19 protein-coding genes are annotated in these 23,209 nt (G+C 47.8%); all 19 read right to left on the reverse strand.

Annotated features, from left to right (window positions below; translation table 11 throughout):
* Nucleotides 1–138 precede the first annotated feature (138 nt).
* Nucleotides 139–1,266 carry a glycosyltransferase family 4 protein gene (locus AC4G47_RS27680; RefSeq protein ID WP_036612523.1) on the reverse strand — a complete coding sequence of 376 codons (1,128 nt, stop codon included), beginning with the start codon at nucleotides 1,264–1,266 and terminating at the stop codon, nucleotides 139–141.
* A gap of 269 nt (nucleotides 1,267–1,535) precedes the next feature.
* Complete coding sequence (locus tag AC4G47_RS27685; RefSeq protein ID WP_491103731.1) at nucleotides 1,536–2,297, reverse strand: WecB/TagA/CpsF family glycosyltransferase; 762 nt, start codon at nucleotides 2,295–2,297, stop codon at nucleotides 1,536–1,538.
* A gap of 7 nt (nucleotides 2,298–2,304) precedes the next feature.
* Nucleotides 2,305–3,486: a polysaccharide pyruvyl transferase CsaB gene (csaB, locus tag AC4G47_RS27690; protein ID WP_491103732.1), complete on the reverse strand. Its 1,182-nt coding sequence runs from the start codon at nucleotides 3,484–3,486 to the stop codon at nucleotides 2,305–2,307.
* Entirely contained in the window at nucleotides 3,462–5,483 is a 2,022-nt protein-coding gene (locus AC4G47_RS27695) for a DUF5693 family protein (protein ID WP_491103734.1), read from the reverse strand. Before AC4G47_RS27695 ends, csaB begins: the two co-directional genes overlap by 25 nt.
* A 221-nt stretch (nucleotides 5,484–5,704) precedes the next feature.
* Nucleotides 5,705–7,426: a phospho-sugar mutase gene (locus AC4G47_RS27700; RefSeq protein ID WP_491103735.1), complete on the reverse strand. Its 1,722-nt coding sequence runs from the start codon at nucleotides 7,424–7,426 to the stop codon at nucleotides 5,705–5,707.
* Nucleotides 7,427–7,537: 111 nt separating this feature from the next.
* Nucleotides 7,538–7,969 (reverse strand): 3-hydroxyacyl-ACP dehydratase FabZ, encoded by a 432-nt coding sequence (gene fabZ, locus AC4G47_RS27705; RefSeq protein ID WP_491103737.1) that lies wholly within the window; start codon nucleotides 7,967–7,969, stop codon nucleotides 7,538–7,540.
* A gap of 481 nt (nucleotides 7,970–8,450) precedes the next feature.
* Nucleotides 8,451–8,675, reverse strand: a complete 225-nt coding sequence (locus AC4G47_RS27710; RefSeq protein ID WP_017691949.1) for a DNA-directed RNA polymerase subunit beta — start codon at nucleotides 8,673–8,675, stop codon at nucleotides 8,451–8,453.
* A gap of 12 nt (nucleotides 8,676–8,687) precedes the next feature.
* Nucleotides 8,688–9,527 carry a flagellar hook-basal body protein gene (locus AC4G47_RS27715; protein ID WP_491103738.1) on the reverse strand — a complete coding sequence of 280 codons (840 nt, stop codon included), beginning with the start codon at nucleotides 9,525–9,527 and terminating at the stop codon, nucleotides 8,688–8,690.
* 703 nt (nucleotides 9,528–10,230) lie between these two features.
* Nucleotides 10,231–11,115 (reverse strand): flagellar hook-basal body protein, encoded by an 885-nt coding sequence (locus AC4G47_RS27720; RefSeq protein ID WP_491103739.1) that lies wholly within the window; start codon nucleotides 11,113–11,115, stop codon nucleotides 10,231–10,233.
* Nucleotides 11,116–11,216: 101 nt separating this feature from the next.
* Nucleotides 11,217–12,215 (reverse strand): rod shape-determining protein, encoded by a 999-nt coding sequence (locus AC4G47_RS27725; protein WP_458124326.1) that lies wholly within the window; start codon nucleotides 12,213–12,215, stop codon nucleotides 11,217–11,219.
* A 219-nt stretch (nucleotides 12,216–12,434) separates the two neighbouring features.
* Nucleotides 12,435–12,722, reverse strand: coding sequence for a sporulation transcriptional regulator SpoIIID (gene spoIIID, locus AC4G47_RS27730; protein WP_024632710.1), 288 nt, complete (start codon nucleotides 12,720–12,722; stop codon nucleotides 12,435–12,437).
* A gap of 170 nt (nucleotides 12,723–12,892) precedes the next feature.
* The gene (locus tag AC4G47_RS27735) at nucleotides 12,893–13,633 is read right to left on the reverse strand and encodes a peptidoglycan DD-metalloendopeptidase family protein (RefSeq protein WP_458124327.1); all 741 of its coding nucleotides are present in this window, start codon (nucleotides 13,631–13,633) and stop codon (nucleotides 12,893–12,895) included.
* Between the two features lie 538 nt (nucleotides 13,634–14,171).
* A complete protein-coding gene (gene spoIID / locus AC4G47_RS27740; RefSeq protein ID WP_491103742.1) occupies nucleotides 14,172–15,512 on the reverse strand; it encodes a stage II sporulation protein D in 1,341 nt (446 codons plus the stop codon).
* A 470-nt stretch (nucleotides 15,513–15,982) separates the two neighbouring features.
* Nucleotides 15,983–17,329, reverse strand: coding sequence for a UDP-N-acetylglucosamine 1-carboxyvinyltransferase (murA, locus tag AC4G47_RS27745; protein ID WP_491106813.1), 1,347 nt, complete (start codon nucleotides 17,327–17,329; stop codon nucleotides 15,983–15,985).
* A gap of 521 nt (nucleotides 17,330–17,850) precedes the next feature.
* Entirely contained in the window at nucleotides 17,851–18,108 is a 258-nt protein-coding gene (locus AC4G47_RS27750) for a DUF1146 family protein (protein WP_124116534.1), read from the reverse strand.
* 604 nt (nucleotides 18,109–18,712) lie between these two features.
* Nucleotides 18,713–19,117 carry a F0F1 ATP synthase subunit epsilon gene (locus AC4G47_RS27755; RefSeq protein ID WP_458124330.1) on the reverse strand — a complete coding sequence of 135 codons (405 nt, stop codon included), beginning with the start codon at nucleotides 19,115–19,117 and terminating at the stop codon, nucleotides 18,713–18,715.
* A gap of 63 nt (nucleotides 19,118–19,180) precedes the next feature.
* On the reverse strand, nucleotides 19,181–20,584 hold the full coding sequence (gene atpD, locus AC4G47_RS27760; protein WP_458124331.1) for a F0F1 ATP synthase subunit beta: 1,404 nt from the start codon (nucleotides 20,582–20,584) through the stop codon (nucleotides 19,181–19,183).
* Nucleotides 20,585–20,678: 94 nt separating this feature from the next.
* Nucleotides 20,679–21,548: an ATP synthase F1 subunit gamma gene (gene atpG / locus AC4G47_RS27765; protein WP_491103744.1), complete on the reverse strand. Its 870-nt coding sequence runs from the start codon at nucleotides 21,546–21,548 to the stop codon at nucleotides 20,679–20,681.
* A 130-nt stretch (nucleotides 21,549–21,678) separates the two neighbouring features.
* On the reverse strand, nucleotides 21,679–23,193 hold the full coding sequence (gene atpA, locus AC4G47_RS27770) for a F0F1 ATP synthase subunit alpha (RefSeq protein ID WP_047840700.1): 1,515 nt from the start codon (nucleotides 23,191–23,193) through the stop codon (nucleotides 21,679–21,681).
* Nucleotides 23,194–23,209: the final 16 nt, after the last annotated feature.

A 23,209-nucleotide genomic window follows, 5' to 3' on the forward strand; every position in this document is an offset into this window, starting at 1 on the left:
CAGTTACCTTTATATATCGGCAAAAGGTTCCAATTATTTAGTAAAAATCTCAAAATAAACAAAAAACCTTATCCACTAGGGATAAGGTTGGGTCTGGAATAATATTCAAGAATAGCTGTAACCATTACATTTATCTATTTATGATTTCGAACGAGTCTCCGGATTCAACTTGACGCGCATGCGCATCAGGAAGTTAATGACCGGTCTTCTCGTTTTGCTGACAAGCCCGATGACTTCTGCTCCCACTTGGAGGAAGAACATCATGATACAGATGACCACGAACGTTACCCAGTTCGCTTCGAACATCGCAGCGGAAGATTGAATAATCGCCAGAACTCCGAAGAAAGCGGCAATTCCATAAATGATCAGGACCGTCTGACGGTGACTGAATCCAAGTTCACGCAAGCAGTGATGCAGGTGACCTTTATCCGGTGCGAAAATCGGTTTCCGCTGTACCGCACGACGGATAATCGCGAAGAAGGTATCCGAGAGCGGCACACCGATAATGATCAGCGGTGTAATAAAGGACACGATAGCAATTTGTTTGAATCCCAGCATGGACAGCATCGCCAGAGAGAAACCAAGGAATAGCGATCCGGTATCCCCCATGAAGATCTTGGCCGGGTGGAAGTTGAAGAACAGGAATCCAATGATGCTACCCAGCAATACAAGGCACATCAACGCAATCATCATGTTACCCATCAGGAACGACATCACGGCAATGGTACCAATTGCAATACCAGATACACCGGCAGCCAGACCATCCAGACCGTCAATCAGGTTAATCGCATTCGTTACACCAACGATCCATAAGATCGTCAGCGGAATGGATACCCAAGCTTCGAGTGAAGAATAGGAATCCTGAAAAGGAATGTTGACGAAATCTACCCGGATATTAAATCCGAATACAACGACAGAAGCGGCAACGATCTGACCAAGCAACTTCACTTTGGCTGACAGTTCAAACCGATCATCAAGTGCTCCGATCAGCACGATAATTGTTCCACCAATCAGAAACGCGCTGACAAAACTCATATCCCGAGTCGTGAACCATGCCGATACAAACGGAAGCAATGCAGCAACTGTAATAATAAAGGCCAGGAATATCCCCAGACCACCAAGACGTGGCATGATCCGTGTGTGTACTTTACGTGCATTCGGCGTATCCATCGCGCCAATGCGGACTGCGAACTTTTTGACAAGTGGTGTCAGGGCAAGAGCCAGTCCCATTGACACGATAAATCCAATGATAAAGATCGCTACCATTTGAACATTCGACCCCCAATTATAATACCTGTACGAAATTATAAATCCCCTGATCTCTTTTTATATATAAAAATTATTGTTAGTCACTTTTGATGAAAAATTCCGTTACACGATAACGGAGAGTGCAAGGAAAACCTAGAGAAGTGTAACGCTTCTGTTTTCATGGAGTGGCACACATGTAATCCGGAATGAATTATACGCTCATCACACCCGAAAAGCCATCCTCAATTTCTAGCAAAAACACGCATTTATCTCGCAATTACCTGTTTTTAACGGACTTTCGTCACGTTTTCTTTGTCCCGCATCACCTTAACAGCGAATTTCGGAAGCGCAAGCATTCGGCCAGCCCGGCTTGGTTCACGCAACAAGCGATAGAACCACTCCAGTCTTAACTTTTGGAACAGTACAGGCGCACGTTTGGTTTTGCCCGAAATCACATCAAAGCTGCCACCAACGCCCATCGTTACGGGAACCTGCAATGCATCTTTATGCTTGTGAATCCACGGTTCTTGGGTGTCGGCCCCACGTGCTACAAACAACAGGTCAGGTGCCGCTTCCCGAATGGAAGCGATGACCTGTTCATCCTCAGCCGGACCAAAATAACCGTCGCGATAACCCACAATTCGAATCGCCGGATATTGCTGTTGTAACCGAACTGCCGTTTCTTGAATCACCTCAGGGGTGGAACCAAGGAGATATATGCCCCATCGATAGTTTTCTCCAACACGCAGCAATTCATGTAAAAGCTCAAATCCCGGCACTCGCTCAGCTACAGGATCTCCACAATAATTCGCAGCCCATACAACACCTGTTCCATCAGGAACAATCAATTCCGCAGCTTGCATGACTTTCATGATTGCGGGATTTTCCAATGCAGCCATAACCATAATGGGGTTGGCTGTAATGACCTGATGTGGTGTCTGCTTGGACAGCACAGCTTCCTGGAGAACCTTCACCGTTTCTTTCATCGTCAGTTTGGAAAAAGGAATGCCGTAGATCGAAACGGTAGGTATTGATCCGGTCTGACTCATCTTTATCTCATCCTTTGCGGCCTAAATAGTTAATAATCTGCTGTGCAGGCACTCTGGCTTCCTGCTTCAGTTGGGTGATGCCTTCTTCATGTTCCTTCAACCACTGTGAACGTTGATCCAACAGTCCAACGACAGTCTTGGCGAGTTTGTCTCCATCGAGTGTATCCGTACTGCCTGCTGGCTCACTATCCAGACGAAGCAGGAATTGATCAATCTTCGGATCATACGAGATGCCTACCGGCGGAACATACTGCGATGCCGCATAGATCAGACTGTGCAGACGCATACCGATGACGAGATCACACTTGCTGACTTCCTCCAGCATAAGCTGAGGGTCTGTCAGATCCGGTGTGATGCTAATCTCGCTGCCTTTGCTGGTCACATCACCGAGCATTTCCATAAGGAATCGTGATGCCTGTTCATCATTCGGCAAATGAAATGGCAGAAAACGCAAGTGCACAGCTCTTTTGGAGCACAACTTTTTCAATCCTGCAGCAATAGCCGTAAGCTCTTTGCGGTCTGACTCCCAGAACCGTACCGATATGCCGATCACAGGTAGCTTGGTGTGTTCTCCAGATGAAGGTTCCATCCGATTAGCTTGAGTAGCAGCATTTGCAGAAACAGCATTTGCTCCTCTCTCCACTTTTGCTTCAGGTAATGGCAAGCCCATTACTGGGTCGGGTACGACATGGATCTGATTCCACTGTAACCCGAGCCCACGCAGATAATCAGCGGACTGTTCATCACGAACGGATACATAGGTGCAGGCCTTGAAGACCGATTTGATCATAGGATTGAAAATGTTACGCTTCACAGGGCCAATCCCCTGTGCATAGATAAACGTTGGTTTTTTCAACCACTGGGCAAGCTTGATTACACCCAGATAATAAGGAATGGATTTCAGTCCAGTTGCATCCTGCAGTAGACTTCCTCCACCACTGATTAATCCGTCACTCTCCTTGAGAGCTTGACGGACTTCCTTCAGTTTCATCCGATGCACGGAACGCACACCGTACATGGAGGTGGTCCATTCGGGATCACCCGAGAGTACAATCGGTTCAATGGTGACGTTCGACCTTTGACTTTCCTCTTCCAGCGCTGTCAAAATCGACTTTAGCACCGCTTCGTCTCCGCTGTTGCGGAATCCGTAATACCCCGAGATGACTAACTTTTGAGAAGTGGTGACCATTTTTTCCAACATCCTTCCGCTACTTGCCACACACCCACAGCAATGATACCGAAGATTAAGCCAAGTCCCAACCCCATCACTCCACGAATGAGTGACAATACCGCCGGCGTATGAATATGCGCGAACGTATCCACCATGGACAACTGTCCAATCGCTGCAATAATGAGCACAAAGACGACTTTACGATATTTTAAAGCGGCGAACACGCCAACGATAAACAGCGGGTGTCCCAGCATAAATTCTTTGAATCTCGGCCGTACACCGAACGTATCTTCCAGCGTGGTACGCAGGAACATCTCGAACGGGGTAACCGATCCTGCATTACCTGTACGGGTTAAATAATAATAACCAACCGCGGCAGCAAAAACACCTAACACAACCATTAATACATTAATCGGTGTACGCAGCAGATCCTTGACTTGCTTGATAGAGAAGGAACCCGAGCCACGATAAAACACAATGTAGATCGCTACCAGTGCCATAGGTGCAAAGTGCAACAGACTTACACCGCGGAACTGGTTAATGACCAGACTGTACGTAATACTGTTAAGCAACGCGATGACAAAGGGTACCGCCAGGAACGACAGAATTGACGTTCTTACATATAAAACTAAAGTCTGCTTCAAACGACGACCCGCTGATGCGTCTGGTTGACGCTGTTGCTGATAGTTCACTGTACGAACAGCCAGCACCATCGCTATGGTCGGCGCAGCTATGGCCACAAGCAAGGCAATTCCTTGCTCCAGCAGTGTTGGTTTCAAAAGGAACAATCCCGCACTGCCCACCAGAGCAACTACAAATGTGATCAATGTCAGTAGTGGGATAAAATAAGAAACCATAAGTGCAATCATGGCAATCGCACCAACGAGAGCAACCAGCTTGGCATAACGCTGAATTGAAGAATCCTTAACAGTGAATGCTTCAGCCTGTCCAAGTTCAAATCCATGCTTCGCCATGCGTTCTACCGCATGCCCCGGTTCACCCAGGCTGTTGATCAGATTCTCAATTGGATCTGTAATCATGGCCTTGGCTGTATTCCGGCTAGGGGAAGCATTCATATAGAGCATACGAATGTTACGATCCTTGGTTGCCAGAACAAAACGGTCAGCAATGACATCGACGTCCAAGTTGGCATCACCGTCACTAAGCGAGTACAGACGCGTAACGTTGTAATCCGTTTTATACGCAAGAGTCTGGAATCCAGACTGTGGTTTCTTCAAATTCTCGATGGCTGCAAGACCAATATTGTGCTTGTTCAGCAACTGTGCGAACTGGTCGAGACTTTTCATCTCTTCATTATCATTGTACCCTTTCACAGCATCACCATCAAACAAGATACGATTCACGCCATTCTCTTCGAAGAAAGTAAGCAAGCGCTCCATCGATTCCTGGCTGTAAGGCACACTGTCTGAAATCCGCGGCAAAATGTAGAAACCTTTATCACGCAGCATCTTCACGGCTACCGGATCAGGCTGCAATGGTTGCATGTTGGCATTCTCCGGAGGAGTCTGCAATATTAAGCCGCTACGACCTTCATATTCCCATGGAACTACTGGGATCTGCCGATCAGCGAACGTTTGTTCAATAATAGGGGTATACGTCAGTGCGTTTTCCTCCGATGTAAATAACACATACGTGTAATTTGCATTAGAAGGAATCACATCTTTAGTCAGGTTTGCGAGATCCTGGCCGTTATACACCATTAGTCGGCGTGTCTTTCTGAGCTCATCCAATGTACTTTCGAACACAGCCATCGTTGTTACGCCTGCGTCTTTAAGACGAGTCAATTGTTCATTCATGAAATCTTGCGGATGTGCCTGATAGGCGGAGATATCCAGCAGACCTCTATAGTTGAAGACAAGCTCCACCTTTTTGGCAGAAGATTCTGTCTGCACCCGATCACTGATTACAGGGATGGACGCAACCAGACCGATAATAACGACGAGCCACAACCACTTCCGAGAAGCGTTATTCCAATAAAGCCATTTTTGACGCACTACATGTACCTCCTCAAGTGTTGGAACCAAATACACGTTCAGCTCAAGTAATTCGTTCATTTAACATTCATACAATAAATAGGATACAAACAGCTTGTGTCAACAAGTCCTCTTATATGCCAGATCCATCTACACTTTTATTTCAAAGAAAAACCCCTCCGCCAACCAACCTTACGGTGCGGAGAGGCCTTCTCATGTCCCTGCTTGTTGATGCATTCGTATTATTGTGCGTCTACACGCGACATCACTGTAGTTACCAGACGCTCGATCCGGCTTTCCGCATCTTCCAGGTTCTCTCCACGCACGGCGAAGTATACTTTGATCTTCGGTTCTGTTCCTGAAGGGCGCAAGCAGAACCATGAACCGTCTGCCAAAATAAACTTCAGCACGTTCTCCTTCGGAAGACCGTCTAGACCAAGGGAGTAGTCCAGTACATCTTGTACAGCAATTCCCGCTACTTCTTGTGGTGGATTAGAGCGCCAGTCCGTCATTTTCGTCTGAATCTGAGCTACGCCGTCTTTGCCTTTCAGCGTACGGGACTCCAGCTTCTCCAGGAAGTATCCGAATTGGTTGTACAGCTCTTGCAAGACATCATAGAGCGTCTTGCCTTGACTCTTATAATACGCAGCTGCTTCAGCAATCAGCATCGAGGCAAGGACAGCATCCTTGTCACGGGCATAATTGCCTGAAAGATAGCCATAACTCTCTTCATATCCGAATAAGAATGTATGACTGCCTGTTGCTTCGAACTGGTTCATTTTTTCACCAATATATTTGAAGCCTGTCAGTGTGTTCATCACTTCTGCACCGTAATGTTCAGCAATAACAGCACCCATCTCACTTGTTACGATCGTTTTGACAACTGCACCGTTGCTTGGCAGTGTACCCGTCTCTTGCAGGCGGCTCAACAGGTAATGTACCATAATGGCACCAGACTGGTTACCAGACAAGACGAAATATTTGCCATCGTTGTCTTTCACGACAGCACCCATACGGTCTGCATCCGGATCGGTTCCGATCAGAATATCAGCGCCCACGGATTCTCCTAACTTCATTGCGAGCGTAAAAGCTTCGCGTTCTTCCGGGTTAGGCGATTTCACTGTAGAGAACTCAGCATCCGGCTGTTCTTGTTCAGCCACAATGTGCACTTGCTCGAATCCGATCTGCTCCAGCACGCGACGTACAGGGACATTGCCTGTTCCGTGCAGCGGTGTGTAGACGATTTTGAACTGACTACCTATACCGGATTGGATCAGTTCGCCACTAAGGCTACGGCTTGCTACGGTATCCACGAACGCTTGGTCTTGCTCTTCACCCAACCAGATCAGGAGGCCTTGAGCTTCTGCTTCTTCTTGCGTCAGCTTCTTCACATCAGCAAGGGAAGGTACTTCTTGAATGTACTGAATGACTTTTTCCGCTTCATCCGGTACCAATTGACCGCCCTCATGATTGTACACTTTATATCCGTTATATTCCGGTGGGTTATGACTCGCTGTAACAACAATTCCGCCAGTGGCCTTCTGATGACGCACTGCGAATGACAATTCCGGAGTCGAACGAAGGGATGGGAACAGCTTGGCTACAATGCCGTTTCCAGCCAATACAAGCGCAGCATCCAGTGTGAATTCAGGTGAGAAATGACGGGAATCATGGGCAATAACGACAGAAGGCTTGCCTTCTTGGTCACCATGCTGTTCAAGCAGATAACGTGCAAATCCCTGAGTTGCCCGCCCCACAGTGTAACGGTTCATCCGGTTGCTTCCGGCACCAATAACTCCACGCAATCCCCCTGTACCGAACTCCAGGTTTCTGTAAAAACGTTCCTCCAGCTCTTTCGGCTGATCCTGCAAGTCACGAAGCTCCTGTTTCGTTGCTTCATCAATCGAAGCATCCTCCAACCATTGCTGCAACGTCTCTGCTGCTGCTGTGCTTAACTGTTCCATTCCGATAAACCCCTTCCGTCTATATAAATTCAGGTGTGCTGAGATACTTCAGCATCTTGCATCATTCGGCCCGACTACGTTCCTGCATGATGTAAATGCTCACGTATGTAATCAGCTTGGGTCAGACAGCGCAAACATGATTTCGCCTTCAGCGACCACTTTGTCGCCCACTCGGGCTGTTGCTTTACCTTTACCAATAGAACCCTTCAGACGCGTAATCTCCACTTCCAACATCAAGGTATCTCCGGGCACAACTTGTCCACGGAATCGGAAGTTGTCCAGTCCCGCCAAAAAGCCGATTTTCCCTTTGTTGCCTTCCATATTCAGAATGGCTACTGCGCCAACCTGAGCCAGCGCTTCTGTAATCAGTACACCCGGCATTACCGGATACTCTGGAAAATGACCAATAAAGAAAGGTTCGTTGATCGTTACGTTCTTCAATCCAACGGCACGTTTGCCATCCTCAATCTCTAGAATCTTGTCCACCAACAAAAACGGTGGGCGATGCGGGATGATCTCTTGAATCTGTTTGATATCGAGCATAGTGTAATCTCCTCTCGGGATGTTTATATGAGCATTCTTCATCATTAAGTTCTCATGTGCACAGGTGGCCGTTGCGGTTACGGATCGTTCTTTCGATCGCTGTTGTTTCCTAATGTTTCTGAACTATTTTCAGATGTATAACATTCGGAAACAAAGGCGAGCGCTTCGCTTCTTTCGACCGATTCCGTTCCCTCCACTGACTTTAGTGCGGACATGGAAAACCTGATTATGATCAAATCGAACCTCATATAAAAGGTTTTTAATTTTAATGTTGTATGAAAAGCATTTTTTCGGTTAACACTAGTTATATCCTTCATGACTGCAGTAGTGAAGGTTAAGATAAGGGGTCTCTCTTCGCGATGACGAATGTCTTTCGCAGGGGAGGCCTCTTTTGCTATGAAACGTCATCCATCATTATACTGTTTTCAACATCAAAAAGAAAACTCCTGCCTGCGCAGGAGTTTTCGCTGAACTCGTTACATTATGGAGCGAACACCAGATTATATACATGTTCCCATGTACTCCATTGCCATACGGAACCGATATCCTGTTTGCCCAGTACCACATATCCAGCTACCATTCCGCCAGCGAGGGCAAGAACAAGCAGGACCGGAACCAGGAACCATCTTGCGATGCGCCATCCACTCTTCTTCTTCTTGACTTCCTTCTTCTCCGGCTTACTGTTCTGCTGCTGTGTTTCTGTCATCACATTCACCTTTTACGCTCTCATATTGTTGGCAAGACCCAACATGGAATCACTCGAAGTCAGCGCTCGTGCTGCCAGCTGGTATGTTCGCTGTCCTTGCATAAGCAAAGACATCTCCTGTGTCAGATCTACATTGGATTGCTCCAGATAACCTGGACGGATCATGGCAGCCGCTTGACGTGTAGCCGCGTTGGCGCCAAATACATCATCCTCAGTCAATCCCGCATCCAGGCCGAATAGGTTATCCGCATACTGCACAAGTCCCTCAGGGCGTTCAATGTCTACCACTTGCAGCTGTGCTCCAATGGTTGCATTCGCCTCATTACCGCGTCGGATTAACAGGTTGCCATTTTCATCAAAAGCAACTTTGCTATTCGTCGGTGCCGTAATACGGTTGCCTAGACGATCCAGGGCAAAGTGACCTTCGCCGTTGACCATGACCATCATATCTGGTGCATTCGGAGTAGGCTTCGGTCTTGTATCCGGTACAAAATGAAATGCACCCTGACGTGTCCACATCTTCTCCCCATTGGCTTCAACCGCAAACATGGCATTTCCTTCAATGGCCAGATCGGTCGGAAGACCAGTCTCGTTTAAGGTACCTTGAGACATATCCTTAGTCACATCTGCCAAACGAGCACCAAAACCAAGGTTATATCCCATTGGTGTAGAACGTCCGTCGAGCTTGTACTTGTCGTGTTGTTGTTGCACCCGTGTGAGCACATCCTCGAAAGCCGCTTGCTTGCTCTTATAGCCTGCCGTATTCACGTTGGCAATATTATCGGAAATGACATCCAGACGCTGCTGTATAGCGGACATGGAAACCTTGGCACTAATCATGGAATTATTCATCGGTGGTTTACCCTCCCTTGTGTCCTGTCCACCCTCCCAAACCCTCCCTAGCAGGGAGGGCCCCAGATGGCGCTGCCCTCTGGACTCCCGAAACAGGCGGATTAGGTAAGTGGGGTACGATCTTGCTAAGTGACGGTGGTGTGTGTGCGCCGCGACTGCCCGACTATGATTCACGCCATAGTTCACATGGCTGAATCATAGTCGGGCACGCTCTTTATGCGGCGTGGTAGCTCCGCGTGGTCTCTTCCTTGCTTTGCTTCGCAAAGGACTGTCGAGACCGTCGCTGCGCTCAGGCACTGCTGCGCAACCCTCGCATAGGCTCGGATGCGTCTTGGCTCTTGCGCTCCGCGTGGTCTCTCCTTGCTTTGCTCCGCAAAGGACTGTCGAGACCGTCGCTGCGCTCAGGCACTGCTGCGCAACCCTCGCATAGGCTCGGATGCGTCTTGGCTCTTGTGCTCCGCGTGGTCTCTCCCTGCTTTGCTCCGCAAAGGGCTGTCGAGACCGTCGCTGCGCTCAGGCACTGCTGCGCAACCCTCGCATAGGCTCGGATGCGTCTTGGCTCTTGCGCTCCGCGTGGTCTCTCCCTGCTTTGCTTCGCAAAGGACTGTCGAGACCGTCGCTACGCTCAGGTACTGCCACGCAACCCTCGCATAGGCTCGGTTGCGTTTGGCTCTCCGCTTCGCGTTATATTTAAACGTCGGCGTTATACACGCCCGACTTCATTGACGGCTTTATCCAAACTGCGGTCGTAGAATTGCACGACCTTTTGGTTTGCTTCATACGCGCGGAATGCGGCGTTCATATCAACTGTGGCCTGTGAAGCATCCACATTCGATCCTTCAAGGTAACCCTGTCGGATCTGCACATTATCTCCTGCAGCAATCATCCGGGCCGTTGCCCCGTTTGCATCACTAAGACTGAAATTTCCATCACCTTGACGAACCAGCTGATTCGGCTGGTCAATGACACTGATCCCGAGTGTTACGCCTGTCGGTGCACCTGTTGCTGCATCCACAAGACGACCTTGCTCATCCACTTTAAATTGCTCCACAGAACCTGTCAACACGACAGGTTGGCCATTATTATCCAACACTTGTGAACCTGTCGAACTCAGCAATTGCCCCGTTCCTGTAATATCAAAGTGACCATCGCGTGTATATCTCGTGTTACCTTCCGCATCCTGAACTGTAAAATACGCCTGAGGTTGGTAAGTTACCGTGCCATCGGCCCGTACAAATTTGCCTGAAGCGTCAAACGGGACAGGTTGTCCAGTCTGCGGATCATTGACCGTCATATTGGATGAGATGGAAAAATCATTTTTCTGCCCCGTCTCCATAATAGTCCCTTGCAAATTCATGGACAAACTCTCTTCCGCGAACACACCCGTGTTCAGCTTGCCCAGCCGCTTTGTTGGAAGATTTGCATCTCCGCCTACCAAAGTAATGAGCATTTCAGGGAAGGAACGGCTTACGCTGTTCACCTGTTTGTATCCCGTGGTGTTCATATTTACGATATTCTGTGTTGCTGTGTCATGGCGGCGTTGTTGCGTAATCATTCCCGCAGTAGCGGTGTACAGACCTCTTAACATGAATTAACCCCTCTCCTCAAGCGCTTGTCCTGCATCGCAGGTGGCTGCTTGTCCGTTCTGCTTCCCGAGCATGGCGAACCTTTGCTATTTATATCGGCAGATTAGAACTTTTTCTTAACCACCTGATCCAAATTATTAAGCATAATGCCTGTCCCCTTCACGACACAATGCATTGGATCTTCCGCAACCCATACCGGTACATGCAATTCATTGGACAAAAGCTCGTCCAGTCCTTTGAGCAGTGCGCCTCCACCAGTCAACACTACACCACGGTCGATAATGTCCGCTGACAATTCTGGCGGTGTACGTTCCAATACTGACTTCGCTGCAACGATGATGGATTGCACAGAATCCCAGAGTGCTTCCTGTACTTCTTTTCCCGATATCGTTACGGTAACCGGCAGACCGGATACCATATCGCGTCCGCGAATATCCATCTCGGACTGATGTCCTCCTGGTGTCACGGAACCAATCGCAATCTTGATATCTTCCGCGGTCCGTTCGCCGATCATGAGCTTATACTTGGCTTTGATAAACTTGATAATAGCTTCGTCGAACTTGTCCCCTGCAACTTTAATAGAAGAGGCGGTGACCACGTCGCCCATAGAAAGGACTGCAACGTCAGTCGTGCCGCCGCCGATATCCACGACCATATTGCCGCTCGGCTGAAAAATATCCATTCCCGCACCGATCGCTGCCGCTTTCGGCTCTTCTTCCAGAAACACTTCTTTGGCACCGCTGCGCTCCGCCGCCTCGCGGATGGCCTTCTGCTCCACGGAAGTAATGTTCGTTGGTGCACAGATCAGAATTCGAGGGTGGCTGTACCAGCTTCTTGCACCTACACGATTTATGAAATGTCTGAGCATCGCTTCTGTAATCTCGAAGTCCGCAATAACGCCGTCGCGCAACGGTCTAATGGCAACAATGTTACCTGGAGTACGCCCCACCATACGACGCGCTTCTTCCCCAACAGCAAGGACACGCTTCGTATCTCTTTCAATGGTCACGACGGAAGGTTCATCGAGGACAACCCCGCTTCCTTTCACGTGAATAAGCACGTTCGCCGTGCCAAGATCAATACCGATATCCTTGCTAAACATAAAAGAGCCCCCAAAGTGATATTATTTGGTCAGCGTATCCTGTGAAAAAGAGTCCCTTATCACGTCACCGCTCGTTCGACAAAGTGCAACATATATATGTAAAAATCGGGCTGATAAGATGTCATAATTCGATCCTGTACCAGCTTTTAACATATCATACTTCAGGGGATGGATTCAATGCATGTGTGAGCTTTTTGGCCTACGTCTTTGAGAAGATGCTTACGATTTGGCGGAAGCCAACACCTCACGTTTCTTGCCACTCGTTTTTTTGTATTTGATTTTGGTCGCTTCACCGCCCCGCAAATGGCGGATTGACTTATGATACTCCAAAATGTGTTTCACCTGGTCAGCAAGATCAGGGTTGATTTCCGGCAGACGCTCCGTCAGATCCTTATGCACAGTACTCTTTGACACGCCGAATTCCTTGGCAATGGTACGGACCGTATTCCTCGTCTCAACAATGCAGCGACCAATTTTGATGGTCCGTTCCTTGATGTAATCGTGCACGCTCCCGCCTCCCTACTGTGTGGATAGTTTGGTACATTATATGAGGAGCATGCCTATATATTCGCGGTTTAGAGGTGTGACAAGCTTCGAAGGTCCCATTATTTTCTGAAAAACACAAAAAGAGCAGAGGTTTAACCCTCTGCCCGTCATGTTGCTGCGGTAAAAATCATTTATTTTTCCGGAAGATATCCTTGCGGGTTAACCGGCTGTCCGTCTTCGTACACTTCAAAGTGAAGGTGGTTGCCAAGCGTTTTACCCAATTCATTGACGCCAGCAGATGCAATCGCATCTCCCTGTTTCACTTCGTCGTCCTGTTTCACTTTGACGTCTGCCAAGCTTTGGTATACCGTCTTCAGGTTATCGCTGTGTGTGATTTCCACAACTTGACCTGTGAGCGGATTTTGTTCCACCCGTGTAACTTTACCGGCAAGCGCTGCTTTTACTTCAAACGTTTTGTTATCCCCACGTGCCAGATCCACACCTGTGTTCGGGATAAATGTATCATTGTACTGCACCATCGCCGCCTCATGTTCCTCCGTTGAAGCTTCGCTGTCATAGAAAGGTTTCACTACTGAAATTTCGGACGGCACCGCTACCGGCCATACAAAATTCTCCGACTTTGCAACAACTTCCACACTTTCCTGTTCTCCGCCTACTGCTGTTCCTTCTGTACCCGCCGGTGCACCTGTTTCTACTACCCCGCTAGCAGGGTCCGAGTTCAGCGTTTTGTCGCCTGTGCCCTGATAGACCCACACTAAGGTTAGTATAATGCCTGCTGCTGCGATGTAGGCTGCCGGGAAGACCCAGCGTTTGGACATTGCTCTTTTCCATGAAGAGGGCTGGCTAGCCGGTACTCCTTGAGTTGTTTTAGGAGTTTCTTCTTGGATTGTTTTTTTGTTTTGTTCATTCATCTTAATCACCTCAGTAACAAGTGTTACCGGGTGCAACTCTTTTATACACGCGCGACTCTAATTATTTTCACGGAGGTTTCAGAGAGTGCTATATATGTGGGGTTGAGTGGTTAGTACGTGCGCCGCTTCGGGGCCAGAAAACCTTTCGACCGCTGGTTACTACCGGATTTCTTTCTATCACCTTCTTTAAAGGTGATATCCGGTAGTAAAGGCAAGTTTATGCTTCCGATGCAGCTTTCTTTCAGAAAGCTTTTAGCTTCGCTTCTACAGGTCTTTTCTGTCCCCTGCGCTACCCGTACGCTCGCACTCTCCGAATATATAGCCGAATCTCGAAAGCTCCGGAATGGGTAGTTGGTAGAGAAGCCTGGATTGCTGGAATGGCTTTAACGGTAAATCCTTCTATGAAGTGCATTTATCGGCTGAGAGCGAAATGATATAGGATGTGACTGAGATACCACGCGTCTGGATTCGTTAGCCATCAGTTCCAAAACTAAACTGCTCATCTCCGTACGTTCGTATCCATCCCTGTTCATCTCTCCTACTTCGATGCCAGCATCTTGGATGCCTGTCCGAACGAGATGCCGGTATAGTAATGTTTGAGAATCTGGGTGGCGGTGTGTCCCTCCTGCGCCATGCCATTTGCTCCCCATTGGCTCATACCCACACCATGCCCATATCCGTACGTTGTAATCTGGACCTCATCTCCCACGGCCTTCCAACTGAACTGACTGGACCTTAACCCAAGCAACTTGCGAACCTCAGGACCGTTGAATGTTTCACCTGCGATCTGCATTTCCTTAATTCGATGCCCCTTGGTTGTAGATAATACTTCCATCCATGATCCATCCTTCTGAGCAGTAACCGGAATGGCATCCAGATTCAATTTCTGCAGAATCTCGCTACGTTTCATCGTAACGGTCTGTTTGAAGCCCGGAGCCAGACTTTTATCCCATGGACTGTCTACACTTTGCAGGTATGGCACAGCGTTCCCCCACACATCTTCTGCATTCTCCGTATATCCATTACTTGTAGAGAAAAAGGAAGCCGTGATCGCTTTGCCTTGATATGTCATGACCGCATCTCGACTTTCGTGTACAGCCTGTTGCAACTTCTCCCATTCCTTCGCCTTCCCCAGACGAGTCCATTCCGATTTCACCTGATCTGGCGGAATAAACACCTGGTGGCTGACCGTATCCGTCACATCCGCCGCACCCGATGGAACACCGCTTGTATCACTCGCAGCAAGTCTTCGTACGATAAATGTGCGCGCTGCAATCGCCTGCGCCTTTAATGCTTCCAGTCTGAATTCAGCCGGCATCTCTGCTGCCACTACCCCGGTAACATAGTCTTCCAATGGCAGATTCATCGTTGTCCCCGTTGCTGACAGGTATACGCGTACTTTGGGTTCGGGGTAGGTAACAGGGACTGCTGGCGTAGGAGCTGGGGTCCGTGTAATGTTGGCATCTGCTCGAGCAGGGGTTGGCTTAACCGATTCGCTCTCCCGCGGCCATACCAGAATCACCGGAATCAGTAATGCCATCGCCAATAATGCAGATACAGCGGCAGCCGGTTGCCACCTTGTGGGGTTGCGTCCCCATCGGTGTTTTCGTCCGAATGCCCGCATTCGACGACGCTTCACCCGGCGGAACTGGTCCATCTCAATAACAGGTATATGGATGTACTCGGCTGCCTGTCCGTCTAGTTTATCTGTCGACATCCGTTCTGGGCTTGAAGATTTTGCAGGCTGTGATGGGACAGCCCTCAGGTTCACTGGGGCAAGCTTGTCTTTTTCCACTCCAGAAACGATATTCTCCTCCGGCTCTTGCATACCCGGACGAGGGACAAGGGGTACCTTTACCTGTACACGAGCTTCTTTCATTCGAATATAACCCTCCGTTGTCTATGGCCGGTTAAGTGCCGGTCGTGTTGTTCAAATCCATAGTTTAGGGTATGAGCTGGCTCGATCTGATAGAACCTGATTTAAGAGAAACGGGGCCCTTTTCGTTCTGTTAACTTTCCAGCTTTCTTTTACCATGTACATCCTAAAAAGGTTGATCTGTCGCTGAATACCGGTGTTTATCCGGATACGACACCCTATATAAAGTATGCTCTTTCATTTGCTTCAAAATCGATACAGAATACGATGTTATGCTATACAAGTTAGGACCAGCTATTAATAGAATCAGGTATCAAACATCACGTCCGTCCTCTTGAAAATAAACACAAAAAAAGCCAAGCCGGATGGCTTAGCTTTATCATCTTTTACAACATATGTTCCATCGCATTTGTAATCCACACAACCGTGTGACTCAATACTACAGAACAGTATTCTTCTAATTCAATCCAGTGTTAAGCCAAAGTCGGTTGTACCTTAAACATCGGCACTTCTTTCTCCACTTTTTCACTAGGTGCTTTGGTTGCTTCCAACTTAGGCTCATCAACCGAGATCCGGTAGATGTCAGCGCCAAGTCCGTTAAGCTTCTCAGCGAGATGAACATAGCCACGGTCGATGTGATGAACACCGCCCACTTCTGTTGTACCTTCAGCAACAAGACCTGCAATAATGAGTGCGGCACCCGCACGCAAATCGGTAGCCGTAACTTTGGCACCCTTCAGTTTGGCATTCCCTGTGATGATGGACGAACGTCCTTCAACTTTGATCTCCGCATTCATCAATTGGAACTCATCCACATGCATGAATCGGTTTTCAAAAACAGTCTCTGTCACGACACTTGTTCCTTGAGATGCGAGCAAGAGCGCCATCATCTGAGATTGCATATCTGTCGGGAATCCTGGGTATGGTAATGTTTTTACATCCACAGCCTTAAGAGGACGATCTGCGATTACACGCACGCCATTCTCATCCGGTTGGATCGTTACACCCATCTCTTCAAGCTTCGCAATAACGGAGCCCAGATGATCAGAGATTGCACCTTCAATATACACGTCACCACCAGAAATTGCAGCAGCAGCCATATACGTACCAGCTTCTACCCGATCCGGGATGACCGTGTGTGTAACGCCTGTCAGTTTCTCCACACCTTCAATGCGGATTACGCCAGTACCAGCACCCCGTACTATGGCGCCCATTCCATTCAGGAAGTTGGCAAGATCCACAATTTCAGGTTCTTTTGCCGCGTTCTCCAGAACAGTTACACCTTCAGCCAATGTTGCAGCCATCATAATATTTTGAGTGGCACCTACGGAAGCCACATCCAGATAAATTTTCGCGCCACGCAACCGACCTTGGCTACGAGCTTCGATATAACCCTGGCCCAAGCTGATCTCTGCGCCCATGGCTTCAAAACCTTTCAAATGCTGATCAATAGGCCGTGTACCGATGGCACATCCACCAGGAAGTGAGATTCTTGTATGACCCATTCGCGTCAACAAAGGCCCCATGACCAGGAAAGACGCCCGCATTTTACTTACCCATTCATACGGGGCTTCGCAGGAAGTAAGTTTCTCCGCATTTACGGTAATCACTTCGTCCCGGTATGTAACTCCCGCTCCCAGCGATTCCAACACCTTGTTAATCGTCATCACATCGTCTAGAGGAGGTGCGTCAATAATGACGCTTTGTCCTTCTTCCCCTAAGAGAGAGGCAGCGATGATCGGAAGAACAGAATTTTTAGCGCCGCTAACTTTGACACTTCCGGTCAACCTTTTGCCACCGCGGACGATAAATTTGCTCATCATGGTTCCCTCCGCGCTTTTATTCCCTTTTCTTCATTCCGGAATACGTAAGCCCCACTATGTGTAGAAAGGACTGTTGCTGTGTGTGGAATTTCGACATATTCTGGCATATTGCACAGATGTCTGTTCAGAAAAGAATTAGTTTTTTATAATCCATATCAATGATACCATGTGCCGTGCATCTTGCTATTCAGCATGTAAAATCAGTGTCTACAAGCCAGCAGAGCATCAGAACAGACAGAGTGGGATGGTTATTAGCCGGCATCAACCGGATATCCCGTTTATAACTACAAAATAAGTGAACAATTGTGAATTCCCTAACTTCCATCATAACATTTTTGAATTGTACGATACAAGCATTTTTACATAAAACATCTCAAATTCATCCAATTTTACGTCACATTTTTTTCTTAATTTCTTTGCCGACAACTCATACTCTAATTGTTAACACAATTAATCGATGTTATTCGACAATGAACTCCTTCAAGATCCTAACAGATGATTAACCAACCATCTCAACATTAAAACAAATTACGCAACATTTGGGTCCAAGACAAGTAGTCAATGACAAAGCCAGCAACGGCGTGCCCCAAAATGATGGCGAGTAACAAATGTAACAGTCTTCCCTGAGCACCTCGTGGCTGTCTAATGATTAAATCCAGTTTGAGATTTTGCAATGCCCACCAAGACAATGCTATGCATAAAAGGGAGACGATAATTGAGACCAAGCCATTGGTACTTAGCGCCTGATTCACCTGATTCGTCAGATCAGTATCCATATATCCATTACCTCCACATTTGTTGCAGTGTCAGCATATCATATGCCGGGCACCCATAACTTGTTAGCATACTGACATGTCTTGAAGATAATATGCTGAACGTACTGTCAGATTTACTCCTGCCATGCAGGAATCTCCTGATGCCCAAAGGGCGAGCAGCAACAATCCGGCTGTGTATGACTATGGAATCTACTACGCAGCTTCCTGCTTCTGCTGACTCTATGGAATATAGGCTCTTTCATCATACATTGTCAATTACATTGATTTCCACTTCTAAAATAGTTTAATTTTAAAATGCCGGGATTTTGTGACTAAAACGACATAAAAGAGCGTTATTTCGATATCGATTCTGTCATTTCCTCGGAAATAATTTGAATTCCTCCATGCAAAAAATGGTTCTCTCAGTAGTAAAAGCGCCCACTACTTTAGTCCTACATTCTATTCAAAGCCTCATAAACGGTGAATAATATGCTTAAGAAATTCTCTATAATAAAGAATCTCCTGGATGTCCAAACAAACAATTTTGCTATATTCGATAAAACAATTCTATCAAGCAAACTCAAAAAAGCCCGGCATACTAAGCCGCCGGGCTTCCAAGAATCGTTTATTTGCCGAATACATTAATCCGGTTAACCGCTTTTTGCAGCGCGATCTCTGCACGACGGTGATCAAAGTGATCCTGATTGCTTTGGCTTGCAAGCCGACGTTCTGCCCGCTCTTTCGCCGCACGCGCACGATCCACATCAATGTTTTCCGGGAATTCAGCACTCTCTGCGAGTACAACAACCTTATCTTTACGAACTTCGATAAACCCGCCACCGATAGCAACTTGTTTATTTTCTTTTCCGTTATGAATATAGATCGGTGCAATCTGCAAAGGTGTAACCATAGGAATATGGCCTGGCAGAATGCCCAGTTCCCCTTCAATACCACGAGCCGTGATGCGATCTACCTGTTCCGAATAGACCAGACGCTCGGGTGTTACAATTTCCAACAAAAAGGTGCTCAATTCCATCCCTCCTGAAACTATCCGAAGGATAGCCCGCTTCATAAGGACAATCCTGGATTCAGACTAAACCAGTGTTTTGGCTTTCTCCACTGCCTCTTCAATTGTACCAACAAAGAGGAAAGCTGCTTCCGGAAGATCATCATACTTACCTTCGAGAATTTCTTTAAAGCTGCGCACCGTTTCTTTAACCGGAACGTATTTACCCGGAATACCGTTAAATGCTTCAGCAACGTGGAATGGCTGGGACAAGAAACGTTGGATTTTACGAGCACGGTATACAAGTGCTCTGTCTTCTTCACTCAACTCGTCCATACCCAGGATTGCAATGATATCTTGCAATTCATTGTAACGTGCCAAGATACGTTTAACGCCTTGAGCTACGCTGTAGTGTTCTTCACCTACAACTTCAGGGGACAAGATCCGGGAGCTGGAAGCCAGCGGATCTACCGCAGGGTAGATACCCATCTCGGAAATTTTACGCTCCAGGTTCGTCGTTGCATCCAAGTGGGCAAACGTCGTTGCAGGAGCCGGGTCAGTGTAGTCATCCGCAGGCACGTAGATGGCCTGGATGGATGTTACAGAACCTTTTTTCGTTGATGTGATACGCTCTTGCAATTGACCCATTTCTGTTGCCAGCGTAGGTTGGTAACCTACCGCGGAAGGCATACGTCCAAGCAAGGCAGATACTTCTGAACCCGCTTGGGTGAAACGGAAGATATTATCGATAAAGAGCAACACGTCACGGCCTTCTTCATCACGGAAATATTCCGCCATTGTCAGACCTGTGAGGGCTACACGAAGACGTGCGCCTGGAGGCTCGTTCATTTGTCCGAAGACCATTGCTGTTTTGTTGATAACGCCGGAATCACTCATCTCGTGATACAAGTCATTACCTTCACGTGTACGCTCACCAACACCCGCGAATACGGAGATACCACCGTGCTCTTGTGCGATGTTGTTGATCAATTCCTGAATGGTTACCGTCTTACCTACACCGGCACCACCGAAGAGGCCGATTTTACCACCTTTGGCGTAAGGAGCGAGCAAGTCGATAACTTTGATTCCTGTCTCCAGCATCTCTGCTTGGGTAGTCAGTTCATCAAATGCAGGTGCTGAACGGTGAATCGGGTTCTTGTGCTCAGCAGCTACGGCACCGCCAGTATCAATTGCTTCGCCGAGTACGTTAAATACACGACCCAGTGTCGCTTCGCCAACAGGTACAGAGATTGGTGCTCCTGTATCTAATGCTTCCATACCACGAACAAGTCCATCCGTGGTGGACATCGCAATACAACGTACCCGGTTGTCACCCAGATGTTTCGAAGCTTCGAGTGTAAGGTTTACACTAACGCCGCTCTCACTTACTGTAGTGATCGTAATGGCATTGAGGATTTCCGGCAGACCGCCGCGATCAAACTCGACGTCAACAACCGGACCCATGATGCTCACAACGCGTCCTTTGTTCATCTTAACGTTCCCCTCCTACAAGCCTGCTACTTTTGCAAAAATAATGTACCGTTCGCTTATCTTTGCTCTGCAAGCCTTCATTAATAAAAAACGGTTAGCCTTGTGCTGCGTTAGCACCTGCGACAATTTCCGTAATCTCCTGCGTAATCGCCGCTTGACGGGCACGGTTATAGGTCAATGACAAGTCGTTAATGAGTTTGGATGCATTTTTGGTTGCATTACCCATTGCTGTCATTTTCGCGCCCAGCTCACTTGCCTTACCATTCAGAAGCGCACCATAGATCAGCGTTTCCGCATAACGCGGAAGCAAAACCTCCAGTACAGCTTCAGCAGACGGCTCGTACTCGTATGCAGCTTGTCCTTCCGCAGCAGTTACCTCAGGTGTTTCCATCGGAAGAAGTTTTTCTACCGTAGGAATCTGGGTCAACGCATTCACAAAGCGATTATAACAAATGTACAATTCATCAAATTCAGCCAGTTCAAACCCATGAACCGCTTCGTGTGCAATGGATTTGATATCTGCAAATGAAGGCGAATCCGACAGATCTGTTGTTGTGGATGCCATCGCCATTTCACGACGTCTGAAGTAATCGCGTCCTTTACGTCCAATGACGAACAATTCGTAGTCATTCGAGGAGTTGTGGCGCTCTTTGAGCGTCTGATTAACCTGACGCAAAACGTTCGCATTGTATCCACCCGCAAGACCACGGTCCGATGTAATGATCAGGTAAGCTGTCTTTTTAACCGGACGGTTCTCCAGCATCGGGTGTTTAATATCTTGCGCGCTTGATGCAATACTTGCTACAACTTCTTTCAGTTTCTCCGAATAAGGACGGGCTGCTTCCGCTTTTTCCTGCGCTTTACGCAGTTTTGCCGCAGCTACCATCTCCATTGCTTTGGTGATCTGCTTGGTGCTTTGTACGCTTTTAATTTGCCGCTTAATTTCGCGCATGCCTTTTGCCATGATTTCACCACCTTAAAGTTTTGACAAAGTCAAAACTACATCGTAAGCACAACCCTACTTTGACTGAGTCAAAGTATTACATGCAGACATGCGGAATCGATTAGACAACTCCGCAGCTGCAATCATTTATTTAGACAGAGACAGCAAAGCTCTTTCTGAACTTCTCAATTGCGCCTTTCAGCGCGTTTTCGTTGTCTGCAGTCAATTCTTTAGTATCACGGATGGATGCAAGAATCTCCGGATGGCTGCTCTCCATGAACGCGAGGAACTCACGCTCGAAACGAGTAACATCCCCTGTTGGAATTTCATCCAGGAATCCTTTAACTGCAGTGTACAAGCTGACTACCTGTTGTTCTACAGGCAGAGGCTGGTTAACACCTTGCTTCAGGATTTCCATCATGCGTGCACCACGATTCAGGCGGGCCTGAGTCGCCTTATCCAGATCGGAACCGAACTGGGAGAACGCTTGAAGCTCACGATATTGAGCGAGGTCGAGACGCAGGGAACCTGCAACCTTTTTCATCGCTTTAATCTGAGCAGAACCACCGACACGGGATACGGAAATACCTACGTTGATCGCCGGGCGTTGTCCAGCATTGAACAAGTCAGCTTCCAGGAAGATCTGTCCGTCCGTGATGGAGATTACGTTCGTTGGAATGTATGCAGATACGTCGGAAGCTTGTGTTTCAATAAACGGAAGTGCGGTTAAAGAACCACCACCAAGTTCATCATTCAGCTTCGCAGCACGCTCCAGCAAACGGGAGTGCAGGTAGAAGACGTCACCCGGATAAGCCTCACGGCCTGGTGGACGACGAAGCAACAAGGAAAGCTCACGATATGCAGACGCTTGTTTGGTCAAGTCATCATAGATAACCAGAACGTGCTCGCCTTTGTACATGAAGTACTCACCCATCGAACAACCGGAATACGGTGCGATGTACAAAAGTGGTGATGGATCGGAAGCTGCTGCAGTTACAACGATTGTGTACTCCATTGCGCCTTTACGACGAAGAGTTTCCACAACTTGAGCAACCGTAGACTGTTTCTGACCAATAGCCACGTAGATACACTTCATGCCACTACCTTTTTGGTTCAGAATCGCGTCAATTGCGATGGATGTTTTACCTGTTTGACGGTCACCGATGATCAACTCACGTTGTCCACGGCCGATTGGAACCATTGCATCGATGGCTTTGATCCCTGTTTGCATTGGCTCATGAACCGATTTACGATCCATTACACCTGGTGCTTTACCTTCAACTGGACGGAATTCCGTTGTAGCGATTGGCCCTTTGCCATCTACTGGAATACCGAGTGGGTTCACAACGCGTCCAATCAATGCTTCGCCTACAGGCACTTGCATGATTTGACCAGTACGTTTCACTTGGTCGCCTTCACGAATATCGTAGTAAGGTCCCAGGATAACGACACCGACATTGCTTTCTTCCACGTTCATGGCGAGTCCCATAACACCGCTTGGGAATTCAACCAACTCGTTGGACATGACGTTCTCAAGTCCGTAAACACGAGCGATACCATCACCAACCTCGATTACCGTTCCGACTTCGACTACATCGATATCGGTCTTGTATTGTTCGATTTGGCTCTTAATTAATGTACTGATTTCTTCTGGTTTGATACTCAAGTGTCCTCACCCCAAT

The organism is Paenibacillus sp. Negev47, assembly GCF_058313655.1.

Excerpts from the sequence above, each read along its gene's own strand:
- AC4G47_RS27680 (WP_036612523.1), bottom strand. The coding sequence starts at position 1,266 with ATGGTAGCGATCTTTATCATTGGATTTATCGTGTCAATGGGACTGGCT.
- AC4G47_RS27685 (WP_491103731.1), bottom strand. The coding sequence starts at position 2,297 with ATGAGTCAGACCGGATCAATACCTACCGTTTCGATCTACGGCATTCCT.
- csaB (WP_491103732.1), bottom strand. The coding sequence starts at position 3,486 with ATGGTCACCACTTCTCAAAAGTTAGTCATCTCGGGGTATTACGGATTC.
- AC4G47_RS27700 (WP_491103735.1), bottom strand. The coding sequence starts at position 7,426 with ATGGAACAGTTAAGCACAGCAGCAGCAGAGACGTTGCAGCAATGGTTG.
- fabZ (WP_491103737.1), bottom strand. The coding sequence starts at position 7,969 with ATGCTCGATATCAAACAGATTCAAGAGATCATCCCGCATCGCCCACCG.
- AC4G47_RS27710 (WP_017691949.1), bottom strand. The coding sequence starts at position 8,675 with ATGACAGAAACACAGCAGCAGAACAGTAAGCCGGAGAAGAAGGAAGTC.
- AC4G47_RS27715 (WP_491103738.1), bottom strand. The coding sequence starts at position 9,527 with ATGAATAATTCCATGATTAGTGCCAAGGTTTCCATGTCCGCTATACAG.
- AC4G47_RS27720 (WP_491103739.1), bottom strand. The coding sequence starts at position 11,115 with ATGTTAAGAGGTCTGTACACCGCTACTGCGGGAATGATTACGCAACAA.
- AC4G47_RS27725 (WP_458124326.1), bottom strand. The coding sequence starts at position 12,215 with ATGTTTAGCAAGGATATCGGTATTGATCTTGGCACGGCGAACGTGCTT.
- AC4G47_RS27735 (WP_458124327.1), bottom strand. The coding sequence starts at position 13,633 with ATGAATGAACAAAACAAAAAAACAATCCAAGAAGAAACTCCTAAAACA.
- spoIID (WP_491103742.1), bottom strand. The coding sequence starts at position 15,512 with ATGAAAGAAGCTCGTGTACAGGTAAAGGTACCCCTTGTCCCTCGTCCG.
- murA (WP_491106813.1), bottom strand. The coding sequence starts at position 17,329 with ATGAGCAAATTTATCGTCCGCGGTGGCAAAAGGTTGACCGGAAGTGTC.
- AC4G47_RS27750 (WP_124116534.1), bottom strand. The coding sequence starts at position 18,108 with ATGGATACTGATCTGACGAATCAGGTGAATCAGGCGCTAAGTACCAAT.
- atpD (WP_458124331.1), bottom strand. The coding sequence starts at position 20,584 with ATGAACAAAGGACGCGTTGTGAGCATCATGGGTCCGGTTGTTGACGTC.
- atpG (WP_491103744.1), bottom strand. The coding sequence starts at position 21,548 with ATGGCAAAAGGCATGCGCGAAATTAAGCGGCAAATTAAAAGCGTACAA.